Source organism: Campylobacter sp. JMF_01 NE2, from assembly GCF_027737365.1.
GTDB lineage: Bacteria > Campylobacterota > Campylobacteria > Campylobacterales > Campylobacteraceae > Campylobacter_B.
In genome coordinates this window covers 217,399-244,182 of sequence record NZ_JAOVTR010000003.1, presented here as the reverse complement: position 1 = coordinate 244,182, position 26,784 = coordinate 217,399, and the positions used below count along the sequence as shown (strand labels likewise).

Genomic DNA, 26,784 nt, shown 5'->3' with positions numbered 1-26,784 from the left:
ATATGATTGCAAAATTTTTTAAAAAGTGAGTTTATGCGAAATTTAATATTTTTACTAGCATTTTTCGGTGTTTGTTTGTATGCAGAGAGCTTCATCACAGATGAAGAATACGGAGCCATGCTCTATCAAAACCCCCGTGGAATCGGCTGTGATAAGTGCCACGGCGAGCGTGGCGAGGGACAGCTCATCGCAAAATATGAGGAATTTAACCGCTCAAATGAAACCTACTACGAAAAATCCCTTTTCGCACCCAAAATCAACACCCTTTCACTGCAAGAATTAGCCGACGGAATCGGCGCTAGCAAGGACATTATGCCAAGCTATTTTCTTACAAAAGATGAAATTATCATTATTTACAAATATTTAAAAGCCAAAAATCAAACCCAAAAAAAGGACGAAAATGACAAACAAAACTGAATTTGCAAAGGCTATGAAATTTATCCCAGGTGGCGTTGATTCGCCTGTTCGCGCATTTGGAAGCGTAGGTGGCGAGCCATTTATGGTAAAAAAGGGCAAAGGCGCATATATCTACGATGTCGAGGACAGAAAATACCTTGATTTCGTGCAAAGTTGGGGTCCGCTGATTTTCGGACATGCCGATAAAGATATCCAAAAAGCAGTTTGCGATGCAGCGAAATTTGGACTAAGTTTTGGCGCACCAAGCCCGCTAGAAACGAAACTTGCTAAGCTTGTTTTAGATAAATTTCCATTTTTGGATAAAATTCGCTTCACTAGCAGTGGCACAGAGGCCACAATGAGCGCAATCCGCCTAGCGCGCGCTTACAGCGGAAAAGACGGCATAATAAAATTTGCTGGTTGCTACCACGGACACAGCGACTCGCTTTTGGTCAAGGCAGGTTCAGGGGCTACTACATTTGGATATTCAAGCAGTGCTGGCGTGCCAGAAGATATCGCCAAAAATACATTTGTCGCTGTTTATAATGATATCCAAAGCGTCAAAGCGATTGTCAAAGCCAATGATATCGGCACCATAATCATCGAACCAATCGCTGGAAATATGGGCTTAGTGCCTGCAAAAGCCGAATTTTTAAGCGAACTTCGCAAAATTTGCGACGAGAAAAAAATCGTGCTAATCATGGACGAGGTAATGAGCGGATTTCGCGCTAGTGCGCGCGGAAGCTACGATGTGTATGGCATAGAGGGCGATATCGTAACCTTTGGCAAGGTAATCGGTGGCGGTATGAGCGTGGCAGCCTTTGCTGGAAAATCTGAAATCATGGATCTAATCAGCCCTCTTGGCGGTGTTTATCAAGCAGGCACGCTAAGCGGAAACCCAGTGGCAATGGCGGCTGGAATTGCGAGTTTGAGCAAAATTTATGCTAAGAAAAATTTATACAAAGATTTAAATTCACTCGCCAAACGCTTCATAAACGGCCTTAGCAAAGCCGCCAAAAAGCACGGTATCGCGCTTCAAACAGCCTGCGTTGGAAGTATGTTTGGGTATTTTTTCGCCGAAAACGAGGTAAATAACTACGACGACGCGCTCAAATCCGACACTAAGCGTTTTGCGAAATTTCACCGCGAAATGATAAAACGGGGCGTATTTTTGGCGCCAAGTCAGTTCGAAACTGGCTTTATTTGCGAGGCAATGAGCAAAAAAGATATCGATTTTGCCATAAAAATGGCAGATGAAGCAATGGCAAATTTGTAAATTTTGAAATTTAAGGCGAGGTTATGAAATACACAAAAAACCTGCACAAGGTCGTCCCAGTCGCATACGATGTGAGCCTTGGGATTTCGATAGTCGTCGCAATCGCCATTGGCGTGGGACTTGGGCTATGGCTCAAATCCCTAACCGGCTCGTTAATCGTATTTTGGGTTTGCGTGTGCTTTGGTATAGCTGCGGCGTTTTTAAATGTCTATAAGGCGTTTAAGGGGCTAAACGAAAGCCTCAAAGAGCTCGAAGACGATCCCAAATACAAGGCCGCAAAAGAGAATTTCGACGATGATGATTGGGACGAAAAAGAGTGAAAAAAGAAATTTTAAAAATCTACTTGATTTTTGATTTTCTAGTCCTTGCGCTTGGGGGTTTGCTTTGCGCTTTTGGGGCGAAATTTGCCCCATTTTTCGCTAGTTCGCAACTCGGATTTTTCTGCTCGCTTGCGGTTGTGTTTTTTTCGCACAGAGCCTACGCACTGCGCCTCGAAGATGAAATTCGCTCTGGCAAATACGACAAAATCACTAATGATGAATTTGATGATGAAAATTTAACCGAGCCCAAAAAAAGCGCAATCAAATCAAATTTTGCCACCGCATTTTTTTCGCCATTTAAAATTTTATCTTACGCTGCGCTAATTTTTGGAATTTGGCTTTTGGCTAAATTTGGACTTTTAAACCCGCTTGCACTAATGCTTGGCGTAAGCGTAATCCCGCTAGGCACGCTCGTTTTTGCGTTTTGTAATAAAAACTAAAATTTTACTCTACAATTGCAAAGAAATGCAAAGCATTTCCGTAAAATAAAACCAGCTAAATTTTAAAAAGCAACGCTTTTTAAAATTTAGCCACCTTGTAAAGCGTCGTCGGGGGTTGGGGGTTTGTAAGGGGGAAGGGGCGCGACCTCGCAATTCAAGCCCCCTTCCCCCTTACGAAAAAAGCAAAATTTTGCTTAAAATTTAAAAAATAATTCAATGCTAAATTTAAGTAGAATTTTGAATTTAAATTTCCCTAGATTGCTTCGCTTCGCTCGCAATGACAAACCTGGCGTAAATTTTACCTAATCTGTCATTGCGAGATTTACGAAGTAAATCGAAGCAATCTACGAATTTAAAATTCCCACCGCTAAATTTGCAAAATTACTGACCCGAAATTTTAAAAAACAAAAACAATCAAAACTACACAAATTTGGCTAAAAATATAAAGAATTATTAATTCAAATTTCGCTAAAATGATGAGTTTTGAAAAGGAATTTTATGGATTACAACACGCTAAAAAAAATATTTTTTAAATTTCAGCCAGAAACTGCACACCATATCGCAGAATTGGGGCTTCGCACACTAAGCGCAGTTCCGTTTGGACTGGAAATTTTAGCCAAAAATACAACCTTTAAAGATGAAATTCTAAATCAAAAAATCTGGGGGTTAAATTTCGAAAATCCGCTTGGAATCGCCGGCGGATTTGACAAAAACGCAACCATGCTAGCCCCACTTTACGCCCTTGGATTCGGACACGCTGAGTTTGGGACATTTACGCCAAAACCCCAACCCGGCAACGCCAAACCGCGCCTTTTCCGCCTAGTCGAAGAGGAAAGTATCCAAAACGCAATGGGCTTTAACAACGAGGGCGCCGAGGCTATCGCAGAGCGCGTACGCAAAATTTATCCAGCCAAATTTCCGCTTGTCGCAAACATTGGCAAAAACAAAATCACGCCAAACGAAAACGCTCTAAGCGATTATGAAATTTTAACTCGCAAATTTGAGGGGCTTTGCGATATTTTTGAAATCAACATTAGCTCGCCAAATACGCCAAATTTGCGCGCTTTGCAAGATGAGAGTTTCATAAAAGAAATTTTATCTATGATGAGAGGCATTACCAAAAAACCAATAATTTTAAAAATCGCCCCCGATATGAGCGCGCAAAAGGCCGTGTCGCTATGCTCGTGCGCCGTGAAAGCTGGGGCAGATGCCTTGCTAGTAAATAATACTAGCATTGATTACTCGCTAACGCCCAAAGCAAGGGATTTTGGCGGAATTAGCGGCAGGTTAATCACGCAAAAATCGCGCGAACTTTTCCGCGCAGTATCTAGCGAGCTATTTGGCAAAGCAGTGCTGATTAGCTGCGGTGGTATCGATAGTGGCGTCGAGGCCTACACCCGCATAAAAGACGGTGCAAGCCTAGTGCAAATTTTCACAAGTTTTATTTTCAAAGGCCCTAAAATAGCCTATAATATCAACTCCGAGTTAGCTTCACTCTTGCGCCAAGACGGCCTTTCAAATATCACAGAAGCAATCGGTTTAAATTTAAAAAAATGAGGTTTTTATGTTTGCAAAATTCAATAAAATCACGCTAGAAAACGGCTTAGCCGTCTATCGCATACCGGTAAATTTAGGTAGCGATGTCATCAGCGTCGATCTATTTTACGATGTGGGCTCAAAGGACGAAGTCATGGGCAAAAGTGGCATAGCCCACATGCTCGAACACCTAAATTTCAAATCCACAAAAAACCGCAAAGCTGGCGAATTTGACGCCATTGTAAAAGGTTTTGGTGGCGTGAATAACGCAAGCACAGGCTTTGATTTCACACACTATTTCATCAAATGCGAGCGCTCAAATCTAGCCACCTGCCTCGATTTATACGCAGATATCATGGAAAATTTAAAGCTCGAAGAGAGCGAGTTTTTGCCAGAGCGAAATGTGGTTTTAGAAGAGAGGCTTTGGCGCACAGATAACGATCCGTTTGGGTATCTGTTTTTTAGGCTATATAACAGCGCCTTTGTTTATCACCCATATCACTGGACGCCGATTGGATTTAGAAGCGATATAGAGGGCTGGAAAATCGAGGATATCAGGGAATTTCACGCTAAATTTTATAATCCAAACAACGCAGCACTTCTAATCAGTGGCGATATCGATGAAAATAGCGCGTTTGAGCTAGCCAAAAAAAGCTTTTCGCATATCAAAAATCGCTGTGAAAAATCGCATATTTGCGCGCCAGAACCAGAGCAAGACGGTGCTAGATTTAATCTCATACACAAAGACTCTCATGTCCAAATCGTGGCAACCGCCTTTAAAATCCCGCCATTTAACCACGCTGACGCAGCCAGCATAAACGCTCTTTGCGACTATCTTGGCGGTATGAAAAGCTCGCTTTTGCAACGAATTTTAGTCGATGAAAAAAAACTAGCCAACCAAATCGATGTCTATAATCTAGCCAGCAAACATGAAAATTTAATGATAATTTTCGCCGTTTGCAACGCTGGGATTAGCGGCGAGAGGCTAAGAGATGAAATTTTTGCTATCCTAGAAAATGCCAAAAATTCTCAAATCAGCGATGATGAAATCACAAAACTCAAAAATTCAGCCAAATCAAGCCTAATTTACTCCATGGATAGCGCTAGCAAGGTGGTTAGCATTTATGGCTCATATATCATCAGAGGCGATTTGGACGCGCTGTTTAGACTCCAAAGCGATATCGAAAATATCTCAGCGCAAAATTTAAACGAAACTATGAAAAAATATATCAAATTTAAAAATTCAACCACATTGATTTTACGAAAGGAAAACGATGAATAAAAATGTAATTATCGGTTCAATGACCGCATTAATCACGCCGTTTAAAGATGGCAAACTTGACGAGCAAACCTACGCCAAACTCATAAAACGCCAAATCGATAACGGCATAAATGTCCTAGTCCCTGTCGGCACCACGGGCGAGAGCGCCACATTGACCCACGATGAGCACAAAGTCTGCATAGAAATCGCAGTCGATACCTGCAAAAACACAGGCGTCAAAGTCCTAGCGGGTGCCGGCTCAAACGCCACGCACGAGGCTGTGGATTTAGCTAAATTTGCGCAAGCGCATGGGGCCGATGGAATACTCTCTGTCGCGCCATACTACAACAAACCGACCCAAAAAGGCTTGTATCTGCACTACAAAGAGATTGCAAACTCTATCGAAATTCCAGTGCTTTTATACAATGTCCCAGGCAGAACAGGGTGTAATATCGACACAGAAACCATAATCAAGCTTTTTAACGATTGCGACAACATTTACGGCGTAAAAGAGGCAAGTGGCAGTATCGATAAATGCGTGGATTTGCTAGCGCATGAGCCGAAACTAAGCGTGATTAGTGGCGAGGACGCGATAAACTACCCTATCCTATCAAACGGCGGAAAAGGCGTCATCTCCGTAACAGCAAATTTATTGCCTGATTATATTTCAAAGCTCGTAAATTTCGGACTAAATAGCGATTATATCAAGGCAAAAGAGATTAATGATGATTTGTATGCTATAAACAAAATTCTCTTTTGCGAAAGCAACCCAATCCCGATAAAAGCGGCAATGTATATCGCTGGGCTAATGCCAGCTTTGGAGTATCGCTTGCCACTTTGCGAACCTAGCAAGGAAAATTTAGCTAAAATTGAAGCTGTTATGAAACAATACAATATCAAAGGATTTTAATGATAGAAACTATCAACGAATTTAAAGGAAAAACCCTAGTAATCAGCGGTGGAACGCGCGGAATCGGTCGCGCGATTGTTTTGGAATTCGCCAAAGTTGGCGCAAATGTCGCCTTTACCTACAACTCAAACGAAGAGTTAGCCAAAACCCAAGCAGCCGAGTTAGAGAAGGAATTTGGCATTAAAGCAAGGGCGTACGCGCTAAATATCTTAGAGCCAGAGACCTACAAAGAGCTGTTTGAAAAGATCGATGCGGATTTTGATAGAGTGGATTTTTTCATCTCAAACGCCATTATTTCGGGTCGCGCGGTGGCTGGTGGATACACTAAATTTATGAAGCTAAAACCACGCGGAATTAACAATATCTTTACCGCGACCGTAAATGCCTTTGTTGTTGGCTCGCAAGAAGCAGCCAAACGCATGGAAAAGGTAGGTGGTGGCAGTATAATCAGCCTAAGTTCGACTGGAAATTTAGTCTATATCGAGCATTACTCAGGACACGGCACTGCAAAAGCGGCAGTTGAGGCTATGGCAAGATACGCTGCAACCGAGCTTGGCGAAAAAAATATCCGCGTAAATGTCGTAAGTGGCGGACCAATCGAAACAGACGCGCTAAGAGCTTTTACGAATTATGAAGAAGTGCGCGACAAAACAGCCGAGCTAAGCCCGCTTAATCGCATGGGACAGCCGACAGATTTAGCAGGTGCGTGCCTGTTTTTGTGTTCGAGCAAGGCTAGTTGGGTTACAGGTCATACATTTATCGTCGATGGCGGAACGACATTTAAATAAAATTTGGAAAAAATATGTGGAATTTACCAAATATATTAGCAATTTTTAGGGTTTTACTGGCGCCTTTGTTTTTTTATCTCATTTTGCTTGCTGGCAATGCCGATAGTAGCGGTATGGTTGGCGCGGTGCATGTCAGCTGGATAAACTACTTCGCCGCCCTAACCTTCGTAATCGCCTCTGTGACGGACTTTTTCGACGGATTTATCGCTAGAAGCTGGAATCAAATCACCAAATTTGGCGGGATCATAGATCCTCTGGCTGATAAAATGCTAACCTTGGCTGGATTTTTAGGGCTTATGTATATTGATAGAGCGAGCCCATGGGCTGTGTATCTAATCCTAATCCGCGAGTTTTTTATCACGGGTTTTCGCACGGTTATGGTCAGCGAAAATATCAGCGTCTCAGCCTCAATGGCGGGCAAGGTAAAAACGGTGTCACAAATGTTTGCCATAGGATTTTTGACAATGCAGTGGAGTGGCGGAAATTTCTTGCTATGGCTCGCAGTAGCACTCACGCTGTATTCGGGGCTAGAATACATTTTAGCTTATGCTAAAAATCACAAAAAAAATGCAAAAGCAACGGAGTGATTTTTGAAAAGCATACTTTTAACCATAGGAATTTTGCTTTGTGGATTGTATTTTTACGGGTTGCATTTTTTCGTAACGATTTTAGCCATTAGCTTTTTGATATTTTTCCACGAGCTTGGCCATTTTAGCGTTGCGCGCCTGCTTGGTGTGGGCGTAAATGTATTTAGCGTGGGCTTTGGCGAGAAAATTTACACCAAACAAATAGGCGCGACACAGTATTGCATAAGCGCAATCCCGCTTGGCGGATATGTCAGCCTAAAAGGTCAAGAGGATTTAGATCCAAGTGCGAAAAATTTCGACCCCGATAGCTACAACACCAAAGGCCCGCTAGCGCGCATTGCCATACTTGTGGCTGGGCCTGCGTTTAATATAATTTTGGCGTTTTTAATCTACATTAGCCTAGGCTATATCGGTGTAGAGCGTATCGCGCCAATCGTAGGCGCAGTGAGCGAAAACTCAGCCGCACAAAGTGCTGGAATCATGGTCGGCGATGAAATTTTATCAATAAATGGCGCGCAAATCAGAGAGTGGGACGATATCTCCAAAAATGTCGTAGCCGGAAATTTGGATTTGCAAATCAAACGCGCAGGCGAAATCCAAAACATAAATTTAACCCCAAAAATGGGCGAGAAACTAAACATTTGGCGAGAGCGTATCCAAACTCCACTAATAGGAATTTCTCCTGGAAAAGAGCCCAAATATATCACGCTCTATCACACGGGCGCTAGCTCGCTTGGCTTCGCGCTAAATGAGACCGTGCAATCTAGCAAAATCATCTTGGTGGGGCTCGAAAAACTCGTCTCAGGCGTCGTATCTCCCAAAGAAATGGGCGGAATCGTCGCTATCACCGATATCACGACTAAGGCCGTAAGCTACGGAGCTTCGGTAGTTTTGCTCCTTGTCGCGCTGATTTCTGTGAATTTGGGCATAATAAATCTCTTCCCAATCCCGGCTCTTGATGGCGGACATATTTTGTTTAACCTAATCGAGCTTGTGTTTCGCCGCCCAGTGCCAGAAAAGGTTTTCATCGGCGCTAGCTACGCTGGAATCGCGATTTTGGCAATGCTGATGATTTTTACGATAGTAAATGACTTCGCGCGCATGCTAGGATTTTATCAATGAATCTAGCGCAAATTTTAGAGCGCATAGACAGCGCAAAAATTTCATCAGGCGTGCAGAGCGTGCGTCTAATCGCTGTGAGCAAAAATGTAGATACTGACGCGGTGGAAAATCTCTACTCGCAGGGGCAAATCGAATTTGGCGAAAACCGCGTCCAAGAAATGAAGCGAAAATGCGAAATTTTAAGAGACCTGCCCTTAAAATGGCACTTCATCGGCTCGCTTCAAAGCAATAAAATAAATCATCTACTTTCCTTACGCCCTGCATTGTGGCAAAGTTGCAACTCTTATGAGCTTGCTACTGCTGTAAATAAACGGCTAAATTTCACGCTAGATACGCTTTTGGAGATAAACTCGGCAGACGAAAGTAGCAAAAGCGGGATAGAAATTTCACGCGCGATTGATGAGTTTTTGCAGATAAAAGAGAGTTGCAAAAACCTAAATTTATGCGGTGTGATGAGTATCGGCGCACACTCAGACGATGAGCGAGAAATACAAAAAAGCTTCGAGATTACCTATAAAATTTTTGAAAATTTGCGTCCGCACGGCGCAAAAATCTGCTCAATGGGCATGAGCGATGATTTTGAACTAGCCATAAAATGTGGCTCAAATATGGTGCGTTTAGGGCGAATTTTGTATCGATGAAAAACGATATCGTAATATTTTTGCTAGGCATTTGCTGTATAGCGTTTCCAGCCCATGATAATTTGTTCATCTGCTTTGAAATTTTGCTTTTTAATATTCTAGCTTGCGCCCTATTTATAGCGATTGCGTATAAATTTCAAATCTTGCAAAAACGCTACTTCGCGTTATTTTTTTTGATTTTGGCAAATCTTGCAACATTGGCGAATATCTGGGGGATGCCGTGGCCTTCTAACGGATACGAAGGCACTATCGTCCGAATCGAGATTTTCAAGGCAATTTCGGTTTTTAACTTTTGGCTAGTTTATGCTGGATTTTGGCTCTTAGCGGTGCCGATTGTCATCTATATATTCTTTTTGGATCTGCTTGGCAGAATTAGCCTAAAAATACTTTCTAGCAAAAAATCTATCCAAAATTCGAATATTTAAAACAAAATTCTGCAAATTTGGCTAGTGTTTGTGAAAAAACGAATTTCGCCGTGCGAATTCGCCAAATTTGGCATTTCACACGGCAAGTAAATTTACAAAATCTCTTTTCTGAGCTCGCTAGGGGTTTTTGGCGAGATTAGCGCCAGTGCGATGTCAAAAATGCTAAATGCACCGCTCTTGCCATCTTTGTGCAGTCGGTGCGCCGCTCTTGCATAAGCCACTAGCACGCTAGCCGTAAATTCAGGGTTTGAATCGAGTTTTAGGCTAAATTCGATTAGGTGTTTTGTCTCGCCGTGCTCTCCTGTGCTGCCGCTTCTTAGCACGAAGCCACCATGCGGGATTCCGCCGTGTTCGCGTTTTAGCGTTTCAAGGTCGATAAAATGCACGGTCGTATCATAATCAGCGAAATAATTTGGCATTGTTTTGATTTCGTTTTCGATTTTCGCCTTGTCTGCGCCATCTTCTACTACCACGAAGCACTCACGCAAATGCTTTTCTCTCGTGCTTAAATTTGGATTTTCTCCGGCTCTTACCCTTTTTAAGGCACTTTCGATCGGCACGGTGTATTGTCTAGCATCGACTACGCCTTTTATACGGCGAATAGCGTCAGAATGCCCTTGGCTCACGCCTTTGCCCCAAAATGTGTAGCTCTCGCCACTTTCTAGCACACTTTCGCCCACAAGGCGATTTAGCGAAAACAGACCCGGATCCCAGCCAATAGCGATAATGCCGACATTTCCGCCGCTTTTGGCTGCCTTATCTACATTTGCGAAGTGTTCTGGGATTTTAGCGTGTGTATCGAAACTATCGACAACGCAGAAGTTTTTAGCAAACTCTGGCGTTTGAGTTGGCAAATCAGTCGCCGAGCCACCGCAAAGCACCAAAACATCGAATTTTCCCTTGAAATTTAAGATTTCATCTATGCTATAAACACTCGCACCGCAGGTTTTCACGCTAGCTGGCTCACGGCGAGAAAATACGCCAAAAACTTCCATATCGTTTGTGTTTCGCACGGCTAGTTCGACGCCACGACCTAAATTTCCATAACCTAAAATTCCTACTTTGATTTTACTCATTTTTTATCCTTTTTATTAAATTTTATTTCTGAATTTTGCCTATTTTTGGGCTTTCACGGCACCATCTCAAATCGCCAAAATCGTTTTGAAAAACCAAAAAATATCATAAAATTTCCTATTTTTTAAACATAAAATACACAGCCAAAACTAGGAAAACAAAGCTTATAATGTGATTTATGCGAAAGGCTTCGCTTTTAAAAATCAGCAGTGCAAACACGCTAAAAACGCTAAGCGTGATGACTTCTTGCATGACTTTGAGCTGCCAAATGTCAAACGAACCGCCGTTGCCGATGTAGCCGTATTTATTGGCAGGGATTAGCAGACAATACTCGAAAAACGCCACGCACCAGCCAAAGAGAATAATCCCAAAAAGCCCAAGATTGCTAAAAAACGGGATTTTGGTAAATTTCAAGTGCGCATACCACGCAATCGTCATCAAAACATTTGAAAAAATCAGTAAAATTATGGTGTAGTATGGTTTCATTTTATCTGCCTAAATTTTTAATTTTATACTCTTTTGCATTTTTTCACTTCACTCCCAAATTTGCGAGTTCCCCGCAAACTTTGCTAAATTGCTCTTTTGCGTTTGCTAAGCCGTTGCGATTAGTTTCGATGACACTAGCTGGGGCTGAGGCCATAAATTTCTCATTTCCTAGCATATTTTCTAGCTTTGCGATTTCTTTTTCAAGCTTGGTTTTTTGCGAATTTAAGCGATTTATGATAGGGTTTAAATCCACGCCTTCAAGTGCGACAAAGCTTTCTAAATTCGCGCTCACATCACGCACGGCATTTGCCACAGGAGCGCTTACAAACTCGATTTCATCGCATTTGGCAAGGGTTTTGATATAATCTTTCGCCCCGCTTAAATCAAATGAGCTTAGCACAAAAGCCTTTGCGATTTTGGCATTTCCTAAATCAATCGTCGCTTTTGCCCTGCGAATGCTCACAATTGCTTCAATCACGCGCTCAAAAAGCTTTTCAATCCCTTCGTTTTGCGCCGAAGTTTTTGGGTATCTCATCATGGTTACGGATTCTCCGCTCTCCAAAGAAGTCCCGCTTAGCTCATGGTAGAGATACTCGCTGATAAACGGCATAAATGGGCTAAGAAGCTTTAAGGCTTCTTTAAAAATCATACCAAGCTCAGGGATTGCGGCCTTGTTTGCTTTGCTAAGCTCAATCCCCCAGTCGCAAAATTCGTCCCAGAAAAATTTGTATAAATCAGTCGCAGCGTCGTTGAAGCGGTATGCGTCGAGATTTGCCCTGACCGAATTTACACACGCCTTAAAACGGCTTAGCATATACTCTCCAAGCTTCGTTTTAACCAAGTTTTCATCCAAATCACCGAATTTAGCCGAATTTAAAAGCAAAAATTTACTTGCGTTGTAAAGTTTATTTACAAAATTTCGATAAATCAAAAGTTTATCATCGCTTAGGCGTAGATCTCGTCCCTGCACGCACAAAACGGTTAGCGTAAATCGCAAAATATCGGCTGAATATTCGTCGATTTTATCGAGCGGATCGACGATATTTTTGCTTGATTTACTCATTTTTTTGCCGTCTTTGTCCTTAACAAGGGCGTGAAGATAGACATCTTTAAACGGCAATTTAGAAGTAGCATTTTCGCATTGGAAAAACATTCTTGCAACCCAAAAGAAAAGTATGTCAAAGCCTGTGATAAGCATAGTATTTGGGTAAAACTCTTCCAAATCGCTCTCATGCCATTTTTCATCTTTTAGTGCGTCGCCGTTGCCCCAGCCAAGCGTAGAAATCGGCCACAAGCCACTTGAAAACCAAGTATCAAGGACATCAGGGTCTTGTGTGAATTTCACACTTCCGCATTTTGGGCATTTGCTTGGGCTTTCATTTTCGTCCGCCCACTCGTGTCCGCACTCACAGTAAAACACAGGAATTCGGTGTCCCCACCAAAGCTGACGGCTAATGCACCAGTCTTTTAGCTCTCTCATCCACGCATTAAAGCTATTTATCCAGTGCGCTGGGAAAAACTCAGCCCCGCCGTCATTTACCATTTTTATGGCGTTTTTAGCGATGTCAGATTTGACAAACCATTGCTTTGAGATATATGGCTCGACGACATTTTTACAGCGGTAGCAATACCCGACTTGATTTTCGTAATCTTCGATTTTTTCGATAAAGCCCAGCTCGTCAAGCTTTGCGACGATTTTATCTCTGGCTTCAAGGCGTTCAAGTCCTTTAAATTCGCCACAATATTCGTTTAAAATACCCTTTTCATCGAATATTGTGATAAATTCCAAATCGTGGCGATTGCCGACTTCGTAGTCGTTTTGATCGTGAGCCGGGGTAACTTTTACGCAACCTGTTCCAAAAGCCATATCGACATGCTCGTCGGCGATAATTTTGATTTTTCGCCCTATAATAGGGAGTTCTACAAATTTTCCGATTAAATTTTTATAGCGTTCGTCATCTGGATTTACCATTACCGCCGTATCGCCGAAGTAAGTTTCAGGGCGTGTTGTAGCAACTACGATAAATTTATCTTTTTCGCCGTCTAAATAGTAACGCACATAATAAAGTTTGCCTTTATTTGCTTTGTGTTCGACTTCGACATCGCTAAGTGCGCCATCGTGAGTGCACCAATTCACCATATAATTGCCTCGCACGATTAAGCCCTTTTCGTATAAATTTACAAAGGCTTTTCGCACGGCGTTTTTAAGCCCGTCGTCCATGGTAAATCTCTCTCTACTCCACGCTGGACCCACGCCAAGACGGCGGATTTGGCGAACTATCGTGCCGCCGCTTTGCTCTTTCCATTTCCAAACATGTTCTAAAAACTCTTCTCTGCCGATCTCTTCTTTTTTTATGCCTTTGGCTAAAAGCTCTCGTTCGACGACATTTTGAGTAGCGATTCCAGCGTGATCGAGTCCTGGTTGATACAGCGCTTTGTATCCATCCATGCGTTTATAGCGCGTCATAATGTCTTGGAGGGTGCAAGTCAGGGAGTGTCCTATGTGTAAAACGCCCGTTACATTAGGTGGCGGCATCATAATGCAAAATGTTTTGCCCTTTTCTTGGATATTTTTGTTGCCGTCGATCTCGAAATAACCGCGTTCTTCCCAAATTTTATAAAATTTTTCTTCAACTTCTTTTGGATTGTAAAAATCTGCCATTTTAACTGCCTTTTTATTTGATTTTAAAAACTGATGATTATAGTTAAATTTCACTAAAAACCAGTTAAAATTCGAAATTTTATCGCCAAATTTACCCTAAATTTGCGATATTTTAAGCAAAATTTTAGTAAAATTAAAGATTTAAAATTTTTCACAGAAAGGTTGCAAATGGATTTTGCTATCGAGCTATTTTTGACGATTACTGCACTTGCAATCGTTCTAAACATAGTTTTTAAAGTTTTTGAAATCCCTAGCATTATCGGATATATCGTCGCTGGCGTGTGTTTTACGCAGATTTATAGTCTTACGCGCGACGAGAGTATGTATATGTCGCAAATCGCCGAATTTGGCGTGGTTTTTCTGATGTTTAGCATAGGATTAGAGTTTAGCTTCAAGCACCTAATGAGTATGAAAAAAGATGTCTTTTTCAACGGATTTTTGCAGGTTGCGGGCACTGGGCTGATACTCACTCTCATAATAGATCAAGTTTTAAGCGAAAATATCAAAACCGCCATTATTATCGGTCTTGCCCTATCTTTAAGTTCTACTGCAATAGTGCTAAAAAGTCTAAATGACTCTGGCGAAATAAATCGCAATCACGGAAGAAAAGTGCTTGGAATTTTGCTTTTTCAAGATTTGGCTGTAATTCCGATTTTGCTGATGATTGATATTTTTGCCTCCACAGATAGCACGCCCGTAAATGAGCTGATTATCCACACCGCCATAAGTGCTGCGATTGTGATAGTCTCGCTCATAATCCTTGGCAAATTTGTCATAAATAGCCTTTTTACCTATGTCATCAAGGCAAATTCGAGGGAAATTTTTATCGCTACGGTTTTATTCGTGGTAATCGGGGCTAGCTTTTTGGCTCATGTGTTTGGATTTAGCTACACACTGGGCGCATTTATCGCTGGTATGATTATCGCCGAAACCGAATACAAGCGCGAAATTGCAGCCGGCATGAGTTCGCTCAGAGATATTTTGCTTGGTCTATTTTTTATTACCATTGGAATTCAGATTAAATTTGACATTATCGCCAACCACTACGGCGTGATTTTACTAGGAATTATCATTATAATGGCGTTAAAAGCAGGTATTGTATATGCGATACTCATCATATCAACTCACAAAAGAATCGCGCTCAAATCAGCCCTATCTCTGGCGCAAATCGGCGAATTTGCTTTGGCGATTTTCGCACTTTTAATCTCCAAAAATTTAATAAACAAAGAAAATGCGCAAATTCTAATCGCAATCGTCGTTGCCACGATGATTTTGACACCATTTATCCTAAAAAACCTAAACCGCATCGCAAACCGCTTCGAATCAAATGTCGAAAAACTCGAAGACGAGGTGCATAAGGTCAAAATTTCGCCTATGAAAAACCACTTCGTCATCGTCGGATACGGCAGAGTCGGACAAGAAATACTGCTTAGACTGCGCGATAACGGCCTGCCATATATCGTGGCTGAAAGCGATTTGGAGCTTGTGGATCTTGGTAAATCGCGCGGAGAAAATGTGCATTTTGCAAATATGATGCAAAAAAGCGTCATCGACGAATTTAGCCTGCGTCAGGCCTCTGTGATAATCCTAACGCTCACAAACCAAGAAAAACTCGATATCGTTACAAATATGCTAAATAAGGAAAATTTAAGCGCAAAAATCATTGTGATGTATTCAGGGCCGTATCGCAAGGTCGAATTAGAGGGCGAATTTGGAGAGAATTTTATATTTATGAAGGAAGAGCGCATGCTAGCTGGCTCGCTTTTGCAAGAGGCGTTAAGACAAAAATTACAAAGCTAAAATTTTGAAAATTTAAGTAAAATTATGGAAAAAATAAAGGAAATTTAGTGATAAAAATCGAAAATTTGCATAAAAGTTTCGGAAAATCCGAAATCATAAAAGGTGTCAGCGCCGAGATCAAAAAAGGCGAAATTTTCGCTATCGTAGGACAAAGTGGCGCAGGCAAAAGCACCCTACTTCGCTGTATAAACGGACTAGAAAATTACCAAAGCGGCAGTCTAAAAGTCGCTGGCAAAGAGGTGGCGGATTTAAAAGGCGATGAAGTGCGCGAATTTCGCAAAAATATCGGTATGATTTTTCAACATTTCGCGCTGATGAGCCGAAAAACGGTCGCCGAAAATGTCGCCACACCGCTTAGGTTTTGGAAATTTGAGGAAGGATATATCAAAGAGCGCGTGGCCGAACTGCTCGAACTAGTCGGCCTCAAAGACAAAGCAAACGCCTATCCTAGCGAGCTTAGCGGTGGTCAAAAGCAAAGAGTAGCCATTGCTAGGGCATTGGCGCTAAAACCGCAAATTTTACTTAGCGACGAGGCGACATCTGCGCTCGATCCAAACACAACGACGCAAATTTTAAATTTACTTAAAGAAATCAACCGTTCGCTTGGCATTACGATAGTTTTGGTAACGCACGAAATGGAGGTCGTCAAAAGCATAGCCAACCGCGCAATGCTCCTAAAACACGGCGTCGTCGTGGGCTCTGGCGATATCGTGGAGCTGTTTTTGCACCCTGATGAGCACATGAAGGAATTCCTAGGCGAGGAGGAAGTGCTACCACCAAATAATATAAATGTAAGGCTGTTTTTCCCGCCAGATGTCGCGTTTGATAGTATTATCACGCACATGGCGCACGAGCTTGGGATAAATTTTAATATCGTCTGGGGCAAACTTGAACGCCTTGATAAAAGCGTCGTGGGCTCGCTCGTGATAAATGTCCTACCAACCCAACTCGAAGCCGTGGAGAAATATATCAGCGAAAAGGGCGTGATTTACGAAGTCGTGGAGAAGAAATAATTTTTTCCCAAAAAAATATAATTAAAATTAAAAATAAAATCGGCGAAGTCGTTTGAAATTTGACTTCGCCAAGTGAAATTTGTAAATAAAATTTGAAATTTGGCAAAGCCTAAGCCCTGCCAAATTTGCCAAATTTAGCGGATTACTAGCCCTTGTGGAATACCGTTTCTAATAACCCAAACTAGGACTTTTTTGCCTTTGTAGGCTTTGATGTATTTGTTAAAATCATCTATATTTTCGACATCGTTTTGACCGATTTGGATAATTATATCGCCCTTTCTAAACCCATACTCGCTCGCTTTTGAATCAGCTTTTACATTTGTTACGATTGCGCCTTTTAGATCTTTATTTAGCGCATATTTTGAGCGAATTTCATCATCTAGGTTTTTTAGGCTTAGCCCCTCTAATGCGCCCTCATCGACATTTGAGCTACCAGCGTTAGATGATTTATCCATGCTATCTAGTTTGAGGGTTACTTTTTGGTTTTTGCCGTCGCGCTCAAACTCGATTTCGACCTTGCTACCCGGATTCATCGAGCCGACCAAATTTTTAAGCTCGTTTGCATTTTTGACAGGTTTGTCATCGACTTTTATAATCAAATCACCCCTTTTAATGCCCGCTTTATCCGCTGGCAAGCCCTCTTCCACGCTCGAAATCAGCGCACCCTCTTTGCTATTGTAAATCTCTTTTTGCTCTTTTGACATATCGCTAATCGTTACGCCGATATATCCGCGCTCGATTTTGCCGTCGCTAATGAGCTTTTTGGCGATATCTTTGACCATATTTGACGGGATTGCAAATCCTATGCCGTTATTTCCGCCACTTCTGCTTAAAATCGCTGAGTTTATACCAATAAGCGCGCCACGGCTATCGACTAGCGCACCGCCTGAGTTGCCCGGATTTATCGAAGCGTCTGTTTGGATAAAATTTTCGTATTGATTTAGACCGATATTATTTTTATTTAGCGCAGAGACGATTCCTTGCGTAATCGTGCCACCCACGCCAAATGGATTTCCGATAGCAAAAACTATATCGCCCTCCACAGCCTTTGACGAATCCCCAAATTTAATCGCAGATAGCCTTTTTTCCTCGATTTTGATAATCGCCAAATCCGTCTTCGAATCCGTTCCTACGACCTTGGCTTTATACTCTTTGTCATTATCGAGCAGCGTAACTACGATTTCATCGGCATTTTCGACGACATGGTTATTCGTAACGATATAGCCGTCATCTGAGATAATCACACCAGAGCCCAGAGAGCTTACTTCGCGCTCTTGTCTAGGCAGGTTAAAATCGAAAAATTGCTTAAAAAACGGATCGTTAAACATCTCCGCCATTGGGTTGTTTGCGACTTTGTGTTTTGATTTGGTCGAGATATTTACGACAGATTTTTTCGCCTCGGCAATCGAGCTGTGGTATGAGAGAACGACATCCTTGCTAAACTCAGGATTTACACGATCAAATTTCGCCCCAGCCTCGCTGATATCGATATTTGCGCCAAAAAGCGAAGCGCTAAGTGCCAAAGATAGCAAAATGGTTTTTTTCATTTAAATTCCTTTTGAATAAAATTTTCGTGCAATTATAAATTTCTAGGGCTAATATTTGTTTAATGTAATTACAAGATTTATAAACAAAATATATTAAACTTGATTGACATAGACTAAACTTTTATGATATAATCAATATAAAATTTAGACAAAAAAGGAAGGTAAAATGGCAAATTCTAGCCTTTATGAGACTCTCGGCATTAGCAAATCTGCCAGTGCTGACGAGATTAAAAAAGCCTATCGCAGGCTCGCTAGAAAGTATCACCCAGATATCAACAAAGAAGCTGGCGCAGAGGAGAAATTCAAAGAAATCAACGCAGCGTATGAAATTTTAAGCGATGAGAAAAAACGCGCTCAGTATGACCAATACGGAGATTCTATGTTTGGTGGCCAAAATTTCCACGATTTCGCCAAGGGTTCGGCTGGCATGGGCGATTTAAACGATATTTTAAACAGCATTTTTGGCGGATTTTCTGGCGCAAAAAGCTCTCGTGGGGGCTTTGATTTTGGTGGCGGGTTTAATCCGTTTGGATTCGGTGCTGGGTTTAGTGGTGGATTTGGCGCGGATTTAGACAAACACAGCGCGATCGAAATCCCCTTTGATACCGCGATAAATGGCGGGGAGATGAGCGTAAATTTAAATGGTGAAAATATCAAATTTAAAGTCCCAGCAGGGATAAATACTGGCGAAAAACTGCGAATTAGAGGCAAAGGAAATTCAAACGGTAACCAAAATGGAGATTTGATTTTGGAGATTAAAATTTCGCCAAGCGCTGAGTATGAGCGTAACGGCGATGATTTAAGCAAAAAAATCGATGTCCCGCTAAAAACTGCGCTTTTTGGTGGCAAAATCGAGGTCGCCACACCCAAAAAAACAGCCACGATTAAAATCAGCAAAAACACCAAAAACGGCCAAAAATACCGCCTCAAAGGCTATGGCGTGCAAAACCGCAAAACCAAAATTTTAGGCGACCTCTACGCCGTAGTAAATATCGTCTTGCCAGACGCCGATAGCCTAAGCGACGAGGTTCGCGAGGCATTAGAAAGCTTATAAGGAGAGAATATGCACGATTATGACGAGCCGGTTTATCTAATCTCAATCGTAGCCAAGGTGCTAGATATCCACCCCCAAACCCTGCGCCAATACGAGCGCGAGGGGCTAGTCAAGCCAGGTAGAACGGACGGCAAAATGAGGCTGTATTCGGCGCGCGATATGGATAAAATCCGTATGATAGTAAATCTCACAAAGGAGCTCGGCGTGAATTTAGCGGGCGTGGATGTGATTTTTAGACTGCAAGATCAAATCAGCGAATACGAAAAAGAGATCGAAATTTTGCGTAGCAAAATTTTAGAACTCGGCGGGGAGATTTGAAAATTTAGCGAAATTTGAAATTTTGGGCTATGAGCCAAATTTGCTAAATTTCGATAAATTTCGCCAAATTTCCCCCTGTAATTCGATAAATTCCCCAAATTTCCCAGCGATAAATTTGATAAATTTTAAATTCAACCCAAAACTGCGAAGCCTTATCTACTAATTTGCAAAAATCTTTTTCATCGAAACGATTAAAATTTTAAGTTTTTTTATATGGGGGAGGGTAAAATGCATAAAAATACTAAAAGGTAAAAAGCATGTTTGATTTTTTAAAAGAAGTTTTTGAATTTTTCTTTGGTGATTCTGCTGTTGAAGATTATGGGAACGGTATTAAAAAGGTTAAAAAAAATGGAAAATTTGGACTTTGCAATAATCAAGGAAATGAAATAATTCCTTGTGATTTTGATGAAATAGAAAAATTTAATACTCATTGTATAAAAGTCAAAAAAAATAATAAATTTGGACTTTATAATAAAGACGGAAACAAAATAATTCATTATATTTTTGATGAAATAGAAAAATTTAATACTTATTGTATAAAAGTCAAAAAAGATAATAAATTTGGTTTGATTAATAAGATTGGAAATGAAATAATTCCTTGTGATTTTGATAAAATAGAAAAATTTAATAGTTATTATATAAAAGTCAAAAAATATAATAAATTTGGTTTGATTAATAATATTGGAAATGGAATAATTCCTTGTATTTTTGATGAAATCGATGAATTTAACAATAATTTTATAAAAGTCAAAAAAGATAATAAAATTGGACTTTACGATAATCAAGGAAATGAAATAATTCCTTGTATTTTTGATGAAATCGATAAATTTAACAATAATTTTATAAAAGTCAAAAAAGATAATAAATTTGGGCTTATTAAGAAAAACAATAATAAAATTGTGCCTTGTCTTTATGATAAATTTTCTAAAAAAATAGTTTATATTAGAAAAAACGATAATTCATTTGGCGCAATCAACGAATTAGGCGATGAAATTATATACTGCGGGAATACAATAGATAATTTAATAAAATTATTTGGTTATGGCACACCCATAGAAGATGAATACGAAGAATATATAAATGAAAAAATCAAAAAACTTATTAAAAGGAAGGATATCAAAATTGGTCATTATGTTGATATAAATATTTTATACAATGATACTTCTACTCTTATTATAAATGACAATAATATAAAATGTATTAATAAAAACGGAGAAAAAATTCCATATTATATTGTTGATAAAATCAATAAATTTGATAATGATTTTTTACTGCTTGAAAAAGATAATAAATTTGGACTTTACGATAATCGAGGAAACGAAATAATTCCTTGTGATTTTGATGAAATCTATAAATTTGACAATAATTTTATAAAAGTCAAAAAAGATAATAAATTTGGTTTGATTAATAATATTGGAAATGAAATAATTCCTTGTGATTTTGATGAAATCAATAAATTTGATAATGATTTTTTACTGCTTGAAAAAGATAATAAATTTGGACTTTACTATATAGGACTTTACTATAAAATAATTCCTTGCGATTTTGACGAAATAGAAAAATTTAATAGTTATTATATAAAAGTCAAAAAAGATAATAAATTTGGTTTGATTAATAATATTGGAAATGAAATAATTCCTTGTGATTTTGATGAAATCGATGAATTTGACAATAATTTTATAAAAGTCAAAAAAGATAATAAATTTGGACTTACTGACAAAAATTTAAATAAAATTATTGATTATATATATAATAAAATTGAAAATTTTGGAGATTATATAAAAGTCAAAAAAGATAATAAATTTGGACTTTGTGATAAGTATGGAAATGAAATAATTCCTTGTGATTTTGATAAAATCGAGAAAATTTGGAAAGCATGTGATTGCGATGATACGCACTACTCATCAAATCGTCTTATATTGAAAACTAGTAAAAATGGAAAGTTTGGAATAATTGATACAAACAGAAAAACATTTTGCTATTGGCTTTATGATGACATTATTGTATTATCTGAGTTTTACATAACAAAAATGGATAATAAATTTGGTTTAATCGATAAGGATGGGAATAAAATACTTCCTTGCGAATACGATGAAATTCGTAAATTAGAAACGGAATGTTTTTTAATTAAAAAAAATGGAATAACCAAGTGCATCGATAAAAATGGGAATAGAATAAACCCTGAAATATATGAGCGCAACGAAGAAGACAGTAATAAAAAAGAAGAATTTACTCCCTATGTCGTATATGGTGATTAATAATTCACTTAATAAAGTTATCTATTAAAAAAACAAAACAAAAAATAAATAAACCCCAAAGGATCACAAATGAAACTAGCCAAATTTTACGGATTAAGAGATAAAAAAGGAGCAAAAAAATAAATTCATTAAATTTCTCTTACAAATATGTGGGGATTTATCTTTTGGTAGATGAGATAGAAAAAAGCAAAATTTAAGCCTGTATCTACAAAGTGGCAGGAACGATGATGATGATGAGATTAAACAAATTGCCTTTTGTGGTTTTGAAATGCTTAAATTCAAAGAAAAATCAGACATTGGATCTATATTGTATGGGGGCTACATTAGTTATTATAGCCATAATTCGTTTGAACTAAATGAAATCATCAAAATGTGCAGAAAATTAAGACCAAAGGGTTATTGAGATTTTACGCGATTTTATAAACAAAATCGAAAAATTTGAAGTCGAGCAGATGATAATTTAAAAACCAAAAACAGCTATGCCACTACGACAAAGATAAAACTAGCAAAAACTCTTATTTTGCTCGTGAAAAAAGATAGTAAATTTGGCTTATTTGATGAAAATTCAAGGAGTTTATCCCTGTGATTTACGATGAGATAAAATTTGACAACGAATTTATAAATGCCATAAAAAATGGCAAAATAACTCATTTTAAATATGAGCAAACCACGCTCAAAATCCAAGCTCGTATTGCATGAAACAAAGGCTTATAAAATTTTCTAAATTTTAAAAATTTATCTAAATCAAACCGGTGCGCGGGGTGCGCACCGATAATAGAAGAATTGCTTTTAAAGGATTATTAATCCATTTGTTTGCGTAAAAATGTCGGCTCTTCTAACTCATCATAAGTTTCATCGCCGTTGAAATCGCCACTAGCTACTTTTTGTTTAGCGAAAAATGAGCTTCTAGCGCATCTTTCTAGGATAGCTTGTCTGCTATCAGCGACGCTTTGTTTAGTTACCTGCTTTTTTTCAGCGGCGCTCTTTTCGAAACCAGTAGCTATCAGAGTTACCTCTACGCGGTTATTTTCGATACTATCATCTGTTGTCGTTCCAAAGATTATGTCCGCGTCCTCGCTGACAGCCTCTCTGATGATATTCATAGCGCACTCGATTTCGATAAGCGAGCAATCAGGTGAAATTTTGAAATGAACCAAAACGCCTTGTGCGCCGTTGATTGAAACATTATCAAGTAGCGGTGATTGGATAGCTGCTTTTATCGCTTCCTCTGCTGCGTCCTCGCCGTCGCATACACCTGTGCCCATTAGCGCCATACCGCGGTGTTGCATTACCTTGCGAACATCAGCGTAATCCACATTCATATCGCTATCGCCTGATTCTAAAATCACAGAAATCATACCATTTACAGCTTGGGCTAGGACATTATCGACCTTTTTGTAAGCCTCTTTGATACCTGTTTTTTTATCAATGATTTTCAATAAATTTTGATTTGGGATTACGATTACAGAATCACACTCTTTTTTAAGCTCTTCTAAGCCCTCTTGCGCTAGGCGCATGCGTTTTTTACCCTCGAAATCAAACGGAGTTGTAACGATACCGATTGTTAGGGCCTTTTTCTCCTTAGCGGCTTTTGCTACGATTGGAGCTGCGCCAGTGCCTGTGCCACCGCCAAAACCAGAGCCTACAAACACCATATCAGCGTAATCTAGGCGATCTTTTAGATCCTCATAGCTCTCCTCAGCAGCGCCACGACCCATAGCAGGATCCATACCGCAACCAAGCCCTCTGGTTAAATTTGGTCCAAGTTGAATTCTAGTTTTTGCAATTGATTTTTCTAACGCTTGCACATCTGTGTTAGCTACCATAAGCTCGACATCAGCCTTAGTAAAACCCTCTCTAATCATGTGATTAATCATATTGCAACCGCCGCCGCCGACGCCGATTACTTTCATTTTGGCGCCATAAACACCTTTGTTTTCTTCCACAATAAATCCTTTCATTGCAATCTCCTCTATTAAATTTAAAAGCTATTTTTAATCATTGTCATAAATTTTTCAAACACATTTGGCTTCTTTTTCTCTGGAAGCCCAATGCCAAGCCCGCCGTTATTTGCCGTAGTGTTAGTGTTAGTAACACTGCTTTTTACCTCTTCTGTTTCTATCGCTTGCGTTACTTCTTTTTCATAGTATGTCGAACTCTCTCTGCTCGTAGAGATTTTTATAGTTTCGTCTTTGTAACGAAGCTCGCCGTTAGAATCAATCTCATACGGCGTAAAATCGCCAAATCCATACATACAAAGTCCAACCGCACAAGCATTAGCGCTATCATAAGAAATCTCAGAAAGCCCACTAACGCTCTTTGGTCTAGCCACTCTAACAGATATGTTATCAAAAACCATAGTGCCTAGGTCTCTGACATCATCTAGCTTAGCCATACCACCAGTGATGACTACGCCAGCACCAAGCCTATCTTTGTAGCCACTTTTATCGATTTTATCGGCTAAAAGATCGAATATTTCCTTAACTCTTGCTAATATTACTTGCGAAATAATTTCAAGGGAAATCAACTTACTCTCATCTTCCCTTTCGCCCATGATAGGCAAATTTACCTCGCTATCGCCCTCGTTTATCAAATCATTATATGTGATTTTTATATTTTCTGCATAAGGTAGCGGTGTGTGAAGCGCGCGAGAAAGGTCGTTAGTGATGTTATTCGAACCTAACATAACAACATCGTTATAACGCAATGAATTGCCTAGGTGAATAACCACATCGCAAGTCGCTCCACCCATATCGATAAGCACTACGCCTAACTCTTTTTCATCTTTTGTTAGCGTAGAAATTGATGAGGCATAGCCAGATAAGACTATATTGCTAACCTTTACCCCTGCCATTTCTACTGATTTTTTCAAATTTTGGATTGAGCTTTTTGGAGCGATTATGATATGAACCGATACTTCTAGCCTCGATCCACTCATGCCAAGAGGATCTTCTATATGCTCTTGCTCGTCGATTTTGAAATCATAAGGAAGCACATGCAAAATAGTATAGTCGTTCGGGACATTGGCTTGCGCTTGGGCTACCTTCATAGCGCGATCTATCTCGTGGATACCGATCTCGCGCTCCATAGTGATTACGCCACGCGATTTGACACTTTTGGCATACGAACCAGATATCGAAACCACCGCTCTATCGTAGTTGCGACCAGCACTTTTGATAGCACCTTTTACAGCTTGTTTGATTGAGCTAGCAGCCTGCTCGATGTTAGTAATCACACCCTTTTTTATACCCAAGGTATCAGCTACACCTACTCCGCTAATGCTCAACTCGCCGTCATTTTTGGCTATTAAAGCACGAATTTTGTTAGACCCGATGTCTAAGCCTAAGATATACTCACTCACTATCTCTACCTTTATAATATCTTTCGAGTTTATAACGCTTTTCAAGAAGTTTTAACAAATCGCCTTGAAGATTTGAATTTATCATACCGTCGATTTTTTGCGCTACCATAGATTTGTTTTCGTTTATGCTAGTATCATCGCCTAAGCTTTGTTCTGTGATTTTATAGACCAAAGCCTTATCGTCAAAAAGCACAACGCCCTCTTTGGCAGGTTTAGAAAACATTTCGCTGATAAATTTATAAAATTCATCATCTCTAAGCGAAGTTGTATTTTGTGAATTTAGCGTAAATTTGCCAAATTCAGTTCCTTTGAAATCTTTAAGTGCATTTTGCGCATTTTCGTTTAAAACCTCGCTAGCCCTAACCACGCGGTAATCAGCCGCCGCTAACTCTTTTGCCTCTTCGAAACTAAGAGGTTTTGGCTCGTCTATGCTAGCGATTTTTACGATTAAATTTCCGTCATTGTAAGCAAAAGGTTTTAAAATCTCGCCGACCTTAGCCTCTCCAAGCTCATCCACAGGAAATATGCTAGGCGTGGCAATAATGGTTTCATTGGTATCGGCTTCGCCTTTTTTGATTTCCAAATATTTTTTTAGCGCTGTTTTTTTGGCTTGATCGATGCTAAAATCCTTTATCACACTATCTTTTGCTGCGGCGAAATCTAGCACCTTATCATCGCTTCCACGATATGCTGAGCGATTTTCGTTATAAAATTTTTCTAACTCAGCGTCGCTAGCCTCTGCTGTTTTAGTCGGCATGAAGTATGTATTTAGGGTGTATTTTTTCTCACTCATATAGTGATTTTTTTCGCCCTCCCAAAATTTCTTTAACTCATCGTCGCTAAAACTAACATTATCATCAGTGTAAATCATCTGTGCTTGCACGCTATCTTGCACCAAACCAGAGGCCGTGATAGCCTCGACGATATCCATATTTGGCACGACTTTTATCGCGTCGCTAAGCTTTTCTAGCGTGATTGCTTTTTGCAAATTTCGCTCAAATTCTTTTTTGGTAAGACCTGAATTTTTGACGCTGTTATCGTATAAAGTCTGATTAAAAACGCCATTTTCTTGGAAGGCTGGCGCATTTACCACAAACTGGGCCACATCTTTTTCCGTAGCCCTTAGCCCCAAATCGTTAGCGAAATTTAAAAAATATGCCTCTTTAATAAGCTCGTTTGCAGCGATTTCGTCTAGGCGCATTTGATCAGCTTGCTCCCTAGTAAATCTGCCATCACTCATGCTATAAAGACGATTGTAAAGCTCGGAATATTTCGTATTTAGTTCTTGGTTAGTAACAGAAATTTGTCCTACTTTGGCGATAGAACCAGCTCTGTTTGCGTTCATATCATACGCGCCCCAGCCCACAAAACCAGCACCGACGAAAGCTATCGTGCTAATCCAGATAGTAGGTATGAGCGACTTTTTATGCTTTTGCATCCAATTGATCATAAATTATTTCCCTTTAATCAACTAACAAAATGTGTTAGTATTATACAGATAAAAACCTT

The 26,784-nt window shown here is 39.8% G+C and carries 24 protein-coding genes; 17 read left to right on the top strand and 7 right to left on the bottom strand.

Annotated features, from left to right (window positions below; genetic code table 11):
- Nucleotides 1-33 precede the first annotated feature (33 nt).
- The 12 genes from OFO01_RS06865 (at nt 34) to OFO01_RS06810 (ending at nt 9,702) form a co-directional block, all read left to right on the top strand.
- Complete coding sequence (locus OFO01_RS06865) at nt 34-417, top strand: c-type cytochrome (RefSeq protein ID WP_270859458.1); 384 nt, start codon at nt 34-36, stop codon at nt 415-417.
- Nucleotides 401-1,672 (top strand): glutamate-1-semialdehyde 2,1-aminomutase, encoded by a 1,272-nt coding sequence (gene hemL, locus OFO01_RS06860; protein ID WP_270859457.1) that lies wholly within the window; start codon nt 401-403, stop codon nt 1,670-1,672. Before OFO01_RS06865 ends, hemL begins: the two co-directional genes overlap by 17 nt.
- A 23-nt stretch (nt 1,673-1,695) precedes the next feature.
- Nucleotides 1,696-1,992, top strand: coding sequence for an AtpZ/AtpI family protein (locus OFO01_RS06855; protein WP_270859456.1), 297 nt, complete (start codon nt 1,696-1,698; stop codon nt 1,990-1,992).
- Nucleotides 1,989-2,432 (top strand): hypothetical protein, encoded by a 444-nt coding sequence (locus OFO01_RS06850; RefSeq protein ID WP_270859455.1) that lies wholly within the window; start codon nt 1,989-1,991, stop codon nt 2,430-2,432. The genes OFO01_RS06855 and OFO01_RS06850 overlap by 4 nt, the downstream gene beginning before the upstream one ends.
- Nucleotides 2,433-2,930: 498 nt before the next feature.
- Entirely contained in the window at nt 2,931-3,989 is a 1,059-nt protein-coding gene (locus OFO01_RS06845; protein ID WP_270859454.1) for a quinone-dependent dihydroorotate dehydrogenase, read from the top strand.
- Nucleotides 3,990-3,996: 7 nt separating this feature from the next.
- Nucleotides 3,997-5,250, top strand: a complete 1,254-nt coding sequence (locus tag OFO01_RS06840) for a M16 family metallopeptidase (RefSeq protein WP_270859453.1) — start codon at nt 3,997-3,999, stop codon at nt 5,248-5,250.
- On the top strand, nt 5,243-6,139 hold the full coding sequence (gene dapA / locus OFO01_RS06835) for a 4-hydroxy-tetrahydrodipicolinate synthase (protein WP_270859452.1): 897 nt from the start codon (nt 5,243-5,245) through the stop codon (nt 6,137-6,139). The genes OFO01_RS06840 and dapA overlap by 8 nt, the downstream gene beginning before the upstream one ends.
- Nucleotides 6,139-6,927: an enoyl-ACP reductase gene (locus tag OFO01_RS06830; RefSeq protein WP_270859451.1), complete on the top strand. Its 789-nt coding sequence runs from the start codon at nt 6,139-6,141 to the stop codon at nt 6,925-6,927. The genes dapA and OFO01_RS06830 overlap by 1 nt, the downstream gene beginning before the upstream one ends.
- Before the next feature lie 14 nt (nt 6,928-6,941).
- Nucleotides 6,942-7,514 carry a CDP-diacylglycerol--glycerol-3-phosphate 3-phosphatidyltransferase gene (pgsA, locus tag OFO01_RS06825; protein ID WP_270859450.1) on the top strand — a complete coding sequence of 191 codons (573 nt, stop codon included), beginning with the start codon at nt 6,942-6,944 and terminating at the stop codon, nt 7,512-7,514.
- A gap of 3 nt (nt 7,515-7,517) precedes the next feature.
- Nucleotides 7,518-8,636 (top strand): RIP metalloprotease RseP, encoded by a 1,119-nt coding sequence (gene rseP, locus OFO01_RS06820; RefSeq protein ID WP_270859449.1) that lies wholly within the window; start codon nt 7,518-7,520, stop codon nt 8,634-8,636.
- The gene (locus OFO01_RS06815) at nt 8,633-9,277 is read left to right on the top strand and encodes a YggS family pyridoxal phosphate-dependent enzyme (RefSeq protein ID WP_270859448.1); all 645 of its coding nucleotides are present in this window, start codon (nt 8,633-8,635) and stop codon (nt 9,275-9,277) included. Before rseP ends, OFO01_RS06815 begins: the two co-directional genes overlap by 4 nt.
- Nucleotides 9,274-9,702 (top strand): hypothetical protein, encoded by a 429-nt coding sequence (locus OFO01_RS06810; RefSeq protein WP_270862413.1) that lies wholly within the window; start codon nt 9,274-9,276, stop codon nt 9,700-9,702. Before OFO01_RS06815 ends, OFO01_RS06810 begins: the two co-directional genes overlap by 4 nt.
- A gap of 92 nt (nt 9,703-9,794) precedes the next feature.
- On the opposite strand, the gene OFO01_RS06805 is transcribed toward OFO01_RS06810, so the two are convergent.
- The 3 genes from OFO01_RS06805 to OFO01_RS06795 form a co-directional block, all read right to left on the bottom strand.
- Nucleotides 9,795-10,778, bottom strand: a complete 984-nt coding sequence (locus OFO01_RS06805) for a diaminopimelate dehydrogenase (protein ID WP_270859446.1) — start codon at nt 10,776-10,778, stop codon at nt 9,795-9,797.
- Nucleotides 10,779-10,893: 115 nt separating this feature from the next.
- Nucleotides 10,894-11,262, bottom strand: coding sequence for a DMT family protein (locus OFO01_RS06800; protein WP_270859445.1), 369 nt, complete (start codon nt 11,260-11,262; stop codon nt 10,894-10,896).
- A gap of 43 nt (nt 11,263-11,305) precedes the next feature.
- Nucleotides 11,306-13,924 (bottom strand): valine--tRNA ligase, encoded by a 2,619-nt coding sequence (locus tag OFO01_RS06795; RefSeq protein WP_270859444.1) that lies wholly within the window; start codon nt 13,922-13,924, stop codon nt 11,306-11,308.
- A gap of 168 nt (nt 13,925-14,092) precedes the next feature.
- Here OFO01_RS06795 and OFO01_RS06790 point away from each other — a divergent pair, with 168 nt between their 5' ends.
- Both OFO01_RS06790 and OFO01_RS06785 read left to right on the top strand, forming a co-directional pair.
- Nucleotides 14,093-15,724 carry a cation:proton antiporter domain-containing protein gene (locus OFO01_RS06790; RefSeq protein ID WP_270859443.1) on the top strand — a complete coding sequence of 544 codons (1,632 nt, stop codon included), beginning with the start codon at nt 14,093-14,095 and terminating at the stop codon, nt 15,722-15,724.
- Nucleotides 15,725-15,771: 47 nt separating this feature from the next.
- Nucleotides 15,772-16,737, top strand: a complete 966-nt coding sequence (locus OFO01_RS06785) for a methionine ABC transporter ATP-binding protein (protein WP_270859442.1) — start codon at nt 15,772-15,774, stop codon at nt 16,735-16,737.
- Nucleotides 16,738-16,871: 134 nt separating this feature from the next.
- On the opposite strand, the gene OFO01_RS06780 is transcribed toward OFO01_RS06785, so the two are convergent.
- Complete coding sequence (locus OFO01_RS06780) at nt 16,872-18,284, bottom strand: DegQ family serine endoprotease (protein WP_270859441.1); 1,413 nt, start codon at nt 18,282-18,284, stop codon at nt 16,872-16,874.
- 166 nt (nt 18,285-18,450) lie between these two features.
- On the opposite strand from OFO01_RS06780, the gene OFO01_RS06775 reads away from it, so the two are divergent.
- From OFO01_RS06775 to OFO01_RS06765, 3 genes are all read left to right on the top strand, one after another.
- Nucleotides 18,451-19,338 carry a DnaJ C-terminal domain-containing protein gene (locus OFO01_RS06775; protein WP_270859440.1) on the top strand — a complete coding sequence of 296 codons (888 nt, stop codon included), beginning with the start codon at nt 18,451-18,453 and terminating at the stop codon, nt 19,336-19,338.
- A gap of 9 nt (nt 19,339-19,347) precedes the next feature.
- Nucleotides 19,348-19,656 (top strand): heat shock protein transcriptional repressor HspR, encoded by a 309-nt coding sequence (locus tag OFO01_RS06770; protein WP_270859439.1) that lies wholly within the window; start codon nt 19,348-19,350, stop codon nt 19,654-19,656.
- Nucleotides 19,657-19,913: 257 nt separating this feature from the next.
- Nucleotides 19,914-21,914 carry a WG repeat-containing protein gene (locus tag OFO01_RS06765; RefSeq protein ID WP_270875524.1) on the top strand — a complete coding sequence of 667 codons (2,001 nt, stop codon included), beginning with the start codon at nt 19,914-19,916 and terminating at the stop codon, nt 21,912-21,914.
- Between the two features lie 800 nt (nt 21,915-22,714).
- Here OFO01_RS06765 and ftsZ read toward each other — a convergent pair.
- Genes ftsZ through OFO01_RS06750 form a run of 3 tightly spaced genes read right to left on the bottom strand, consistent with a single transcriptional unit; the run spans nt 22,715 to nt 26,725 of the window.
- Nucleotides 22,715-23,875, bottom strand: coding sequence for a cell division protein FtsZ (ftsZ, locus tag OFO01_RS06760; protein WP_270859437.1), 1,161 nt, complete (start codon nt 23,873-23,875; stop codon nt 22,715-22,717).
- Between the two features lie 20 nt (nt 23,876-23,895).
- The gene (ftsA, locus tag OFO01_RS06755; RefSeq protein ID WP_270859436.1) at nt 23,896-25,275 is read right to left on the bottom strand and encodes a cell division protein FtsA; all 1,380 of its coding nucleotides are present in this window, start codon (nt 25,273-25,275) and stop codon (nt 23,896-23,898) included.
- A complete protein-coding gene (locus OFO01_RS06750) occupies nt 25,268-26,725 on the bottom strand; it encodes a peptidylprolyl isomerase (protein WP_270859435.1) in 1,458 nt (485 codons plus the stop codon). Before OFO01_RS06750 ends, ftsA begins: the two co-directional genes overlap by 8 nt.
- Nucleotides 26,726-26,784 lie beyond the last annotated feature (59 nt).

Excerpts from the sequence above, each read along its gene's own strand:
- pgsA (WP_270859450.1), top strand. The coding sequence starts at position 6,942 with ATGTGGAATTTACCAAATATATTAGCAATTTTTAGGGTTTTACTGGCG.
- hemL (WP_270859457.1), top strand. The coding sequence starts at position 401 with ATGACAAACAAAACTGAATTTGCAAAGGCTATGAAATTTATCCCAGGT.
- OFO01_RS06775 (WP_270859440.1), top strand. The coding sequence starts at position 18,451 with ATGGCAAATTCTAGCCTTTATGAGACTCTCGGCATTAGCAAATCTGCC.
- OFO01_RS06795 (WP_270859444.1), bottom strand. The coding sequence starts at position 13,924 with ATGGCAGATTTTTACAATCCAAAAGAAGTTGAAGAAAAATTTTATAAA.
- OFO01_RS06840 (WP_270859453.1), top strand. The coding sequence starts at position 3,997 with ATGTTTGCAAAATTCAATAAAATCACGCTAGAAAACGGCTTAGCCGTC.
- OFO01_RS06800 (WP_270859445.1), bottom strand. The coding sequence starts at position 11,262 with ATGAAACCATACTACACCATAATTTTACTGATTTTTTCAAATGTTTTG.
- OFO01_RS06810 (WP_270862413.1), top strand. The coding sequence starts at position 9,274 with ATGAAAAACGATATCGTAATATTTTTGCTAGGCATTTGCTGTATAGCG.
- OFO01_RS06845 (WP_270859454.1), top strand. The coding sequence starts at position 2,931 with ATGGATTACAACACGCTAAAAAAAATATTTTTTAAATTTCAGCCAGAA.
- ftsZ (WP_270859437.1), bottom strand. The coding sequence starts at position 23,875 with ATGAAAGGATTTATTGTGGAAGAAAACAAAGGTGTTTATGGCGCCAAA.
- OFO01_RS06770 (WP_270859439.1), top strand. The coding sequence starts at position 19,348 with ATGCACGATTATGACGAGCCGGTTTATCTAATCTCAATCGTAGCCAAG.
- OFO01_RS06865 (WP_270859458.1), top strand. The coding sequence starts at position 34 with ATGCGAAATTTAATATTTTTACTAGCATTTTTCGGTGTTTGTTTGTAT.
- OFO01_RS06765 (WP_270875524.1), top strand. The coding sequence starts at position 19,914 with ATGTTTGATTTTTTAAAAGAAGTTTTTGAATTTTTCTTTGGTGATTCT.
- OFO01_RS06750 (WP_270859435.1), bottom strand. The coding sequence starts at position 26,725 with ATGATCAATTGGATGCAAAAGCATAAAAAGTCGCTCATACCTACTATC.
- OFO01_RS06815 (WP_270859448.1), top strand. The coding sequence starts at position 8,633 with ATGAATCTAGCGCAAATTTTAGAGCGCATAGACAGCGCAAAAATTTCA.
- dapA (WP_270859452.1), top strand. The coding sequence starts at position 5,243 with ATGAATAAAAATGTAATTATCGGTTCAATGACCGCATTAATCACGCCG.
- OFO01_RS06790 (WP_270859443.1), top strand. The coding sequence starts at position 14,093 with ATGGATTTTGCTATCGAGCTATTTTTGACGATTACTGCACTTGCAATC.
- OFO01_RS06830 (WP_270859451.1), top strand. The coding sequence starts at position 6,139 with ATGATAGAAACTATCAACGAATTTAAAGGAAAAACCCTAGTAATCAGC.
- OFO01_RS06780 (WP_270859441.1), bottom strand. The coding sequence starts at position 18,284 with ATGAAAAAAACCATTTTGCTATCTTTGGCACTTAGCGCTTCGCTTTTT.
- OFO01_RS06805 (WP_270859446.1), bottom strand. The coding sequence starts at position 10,778 with ATGAGTAAAATCAAAGTAGGAATTTTAGGTTATGGAAATTTAGGTCGT.
- OFO01_RS06855 (WP_270859456.1), top strand. The coding sequence starts at position 1,696 with ATGAAATACACAAAAAACCTGCACAAGGTCGTCCCAGTCGCATACGAT.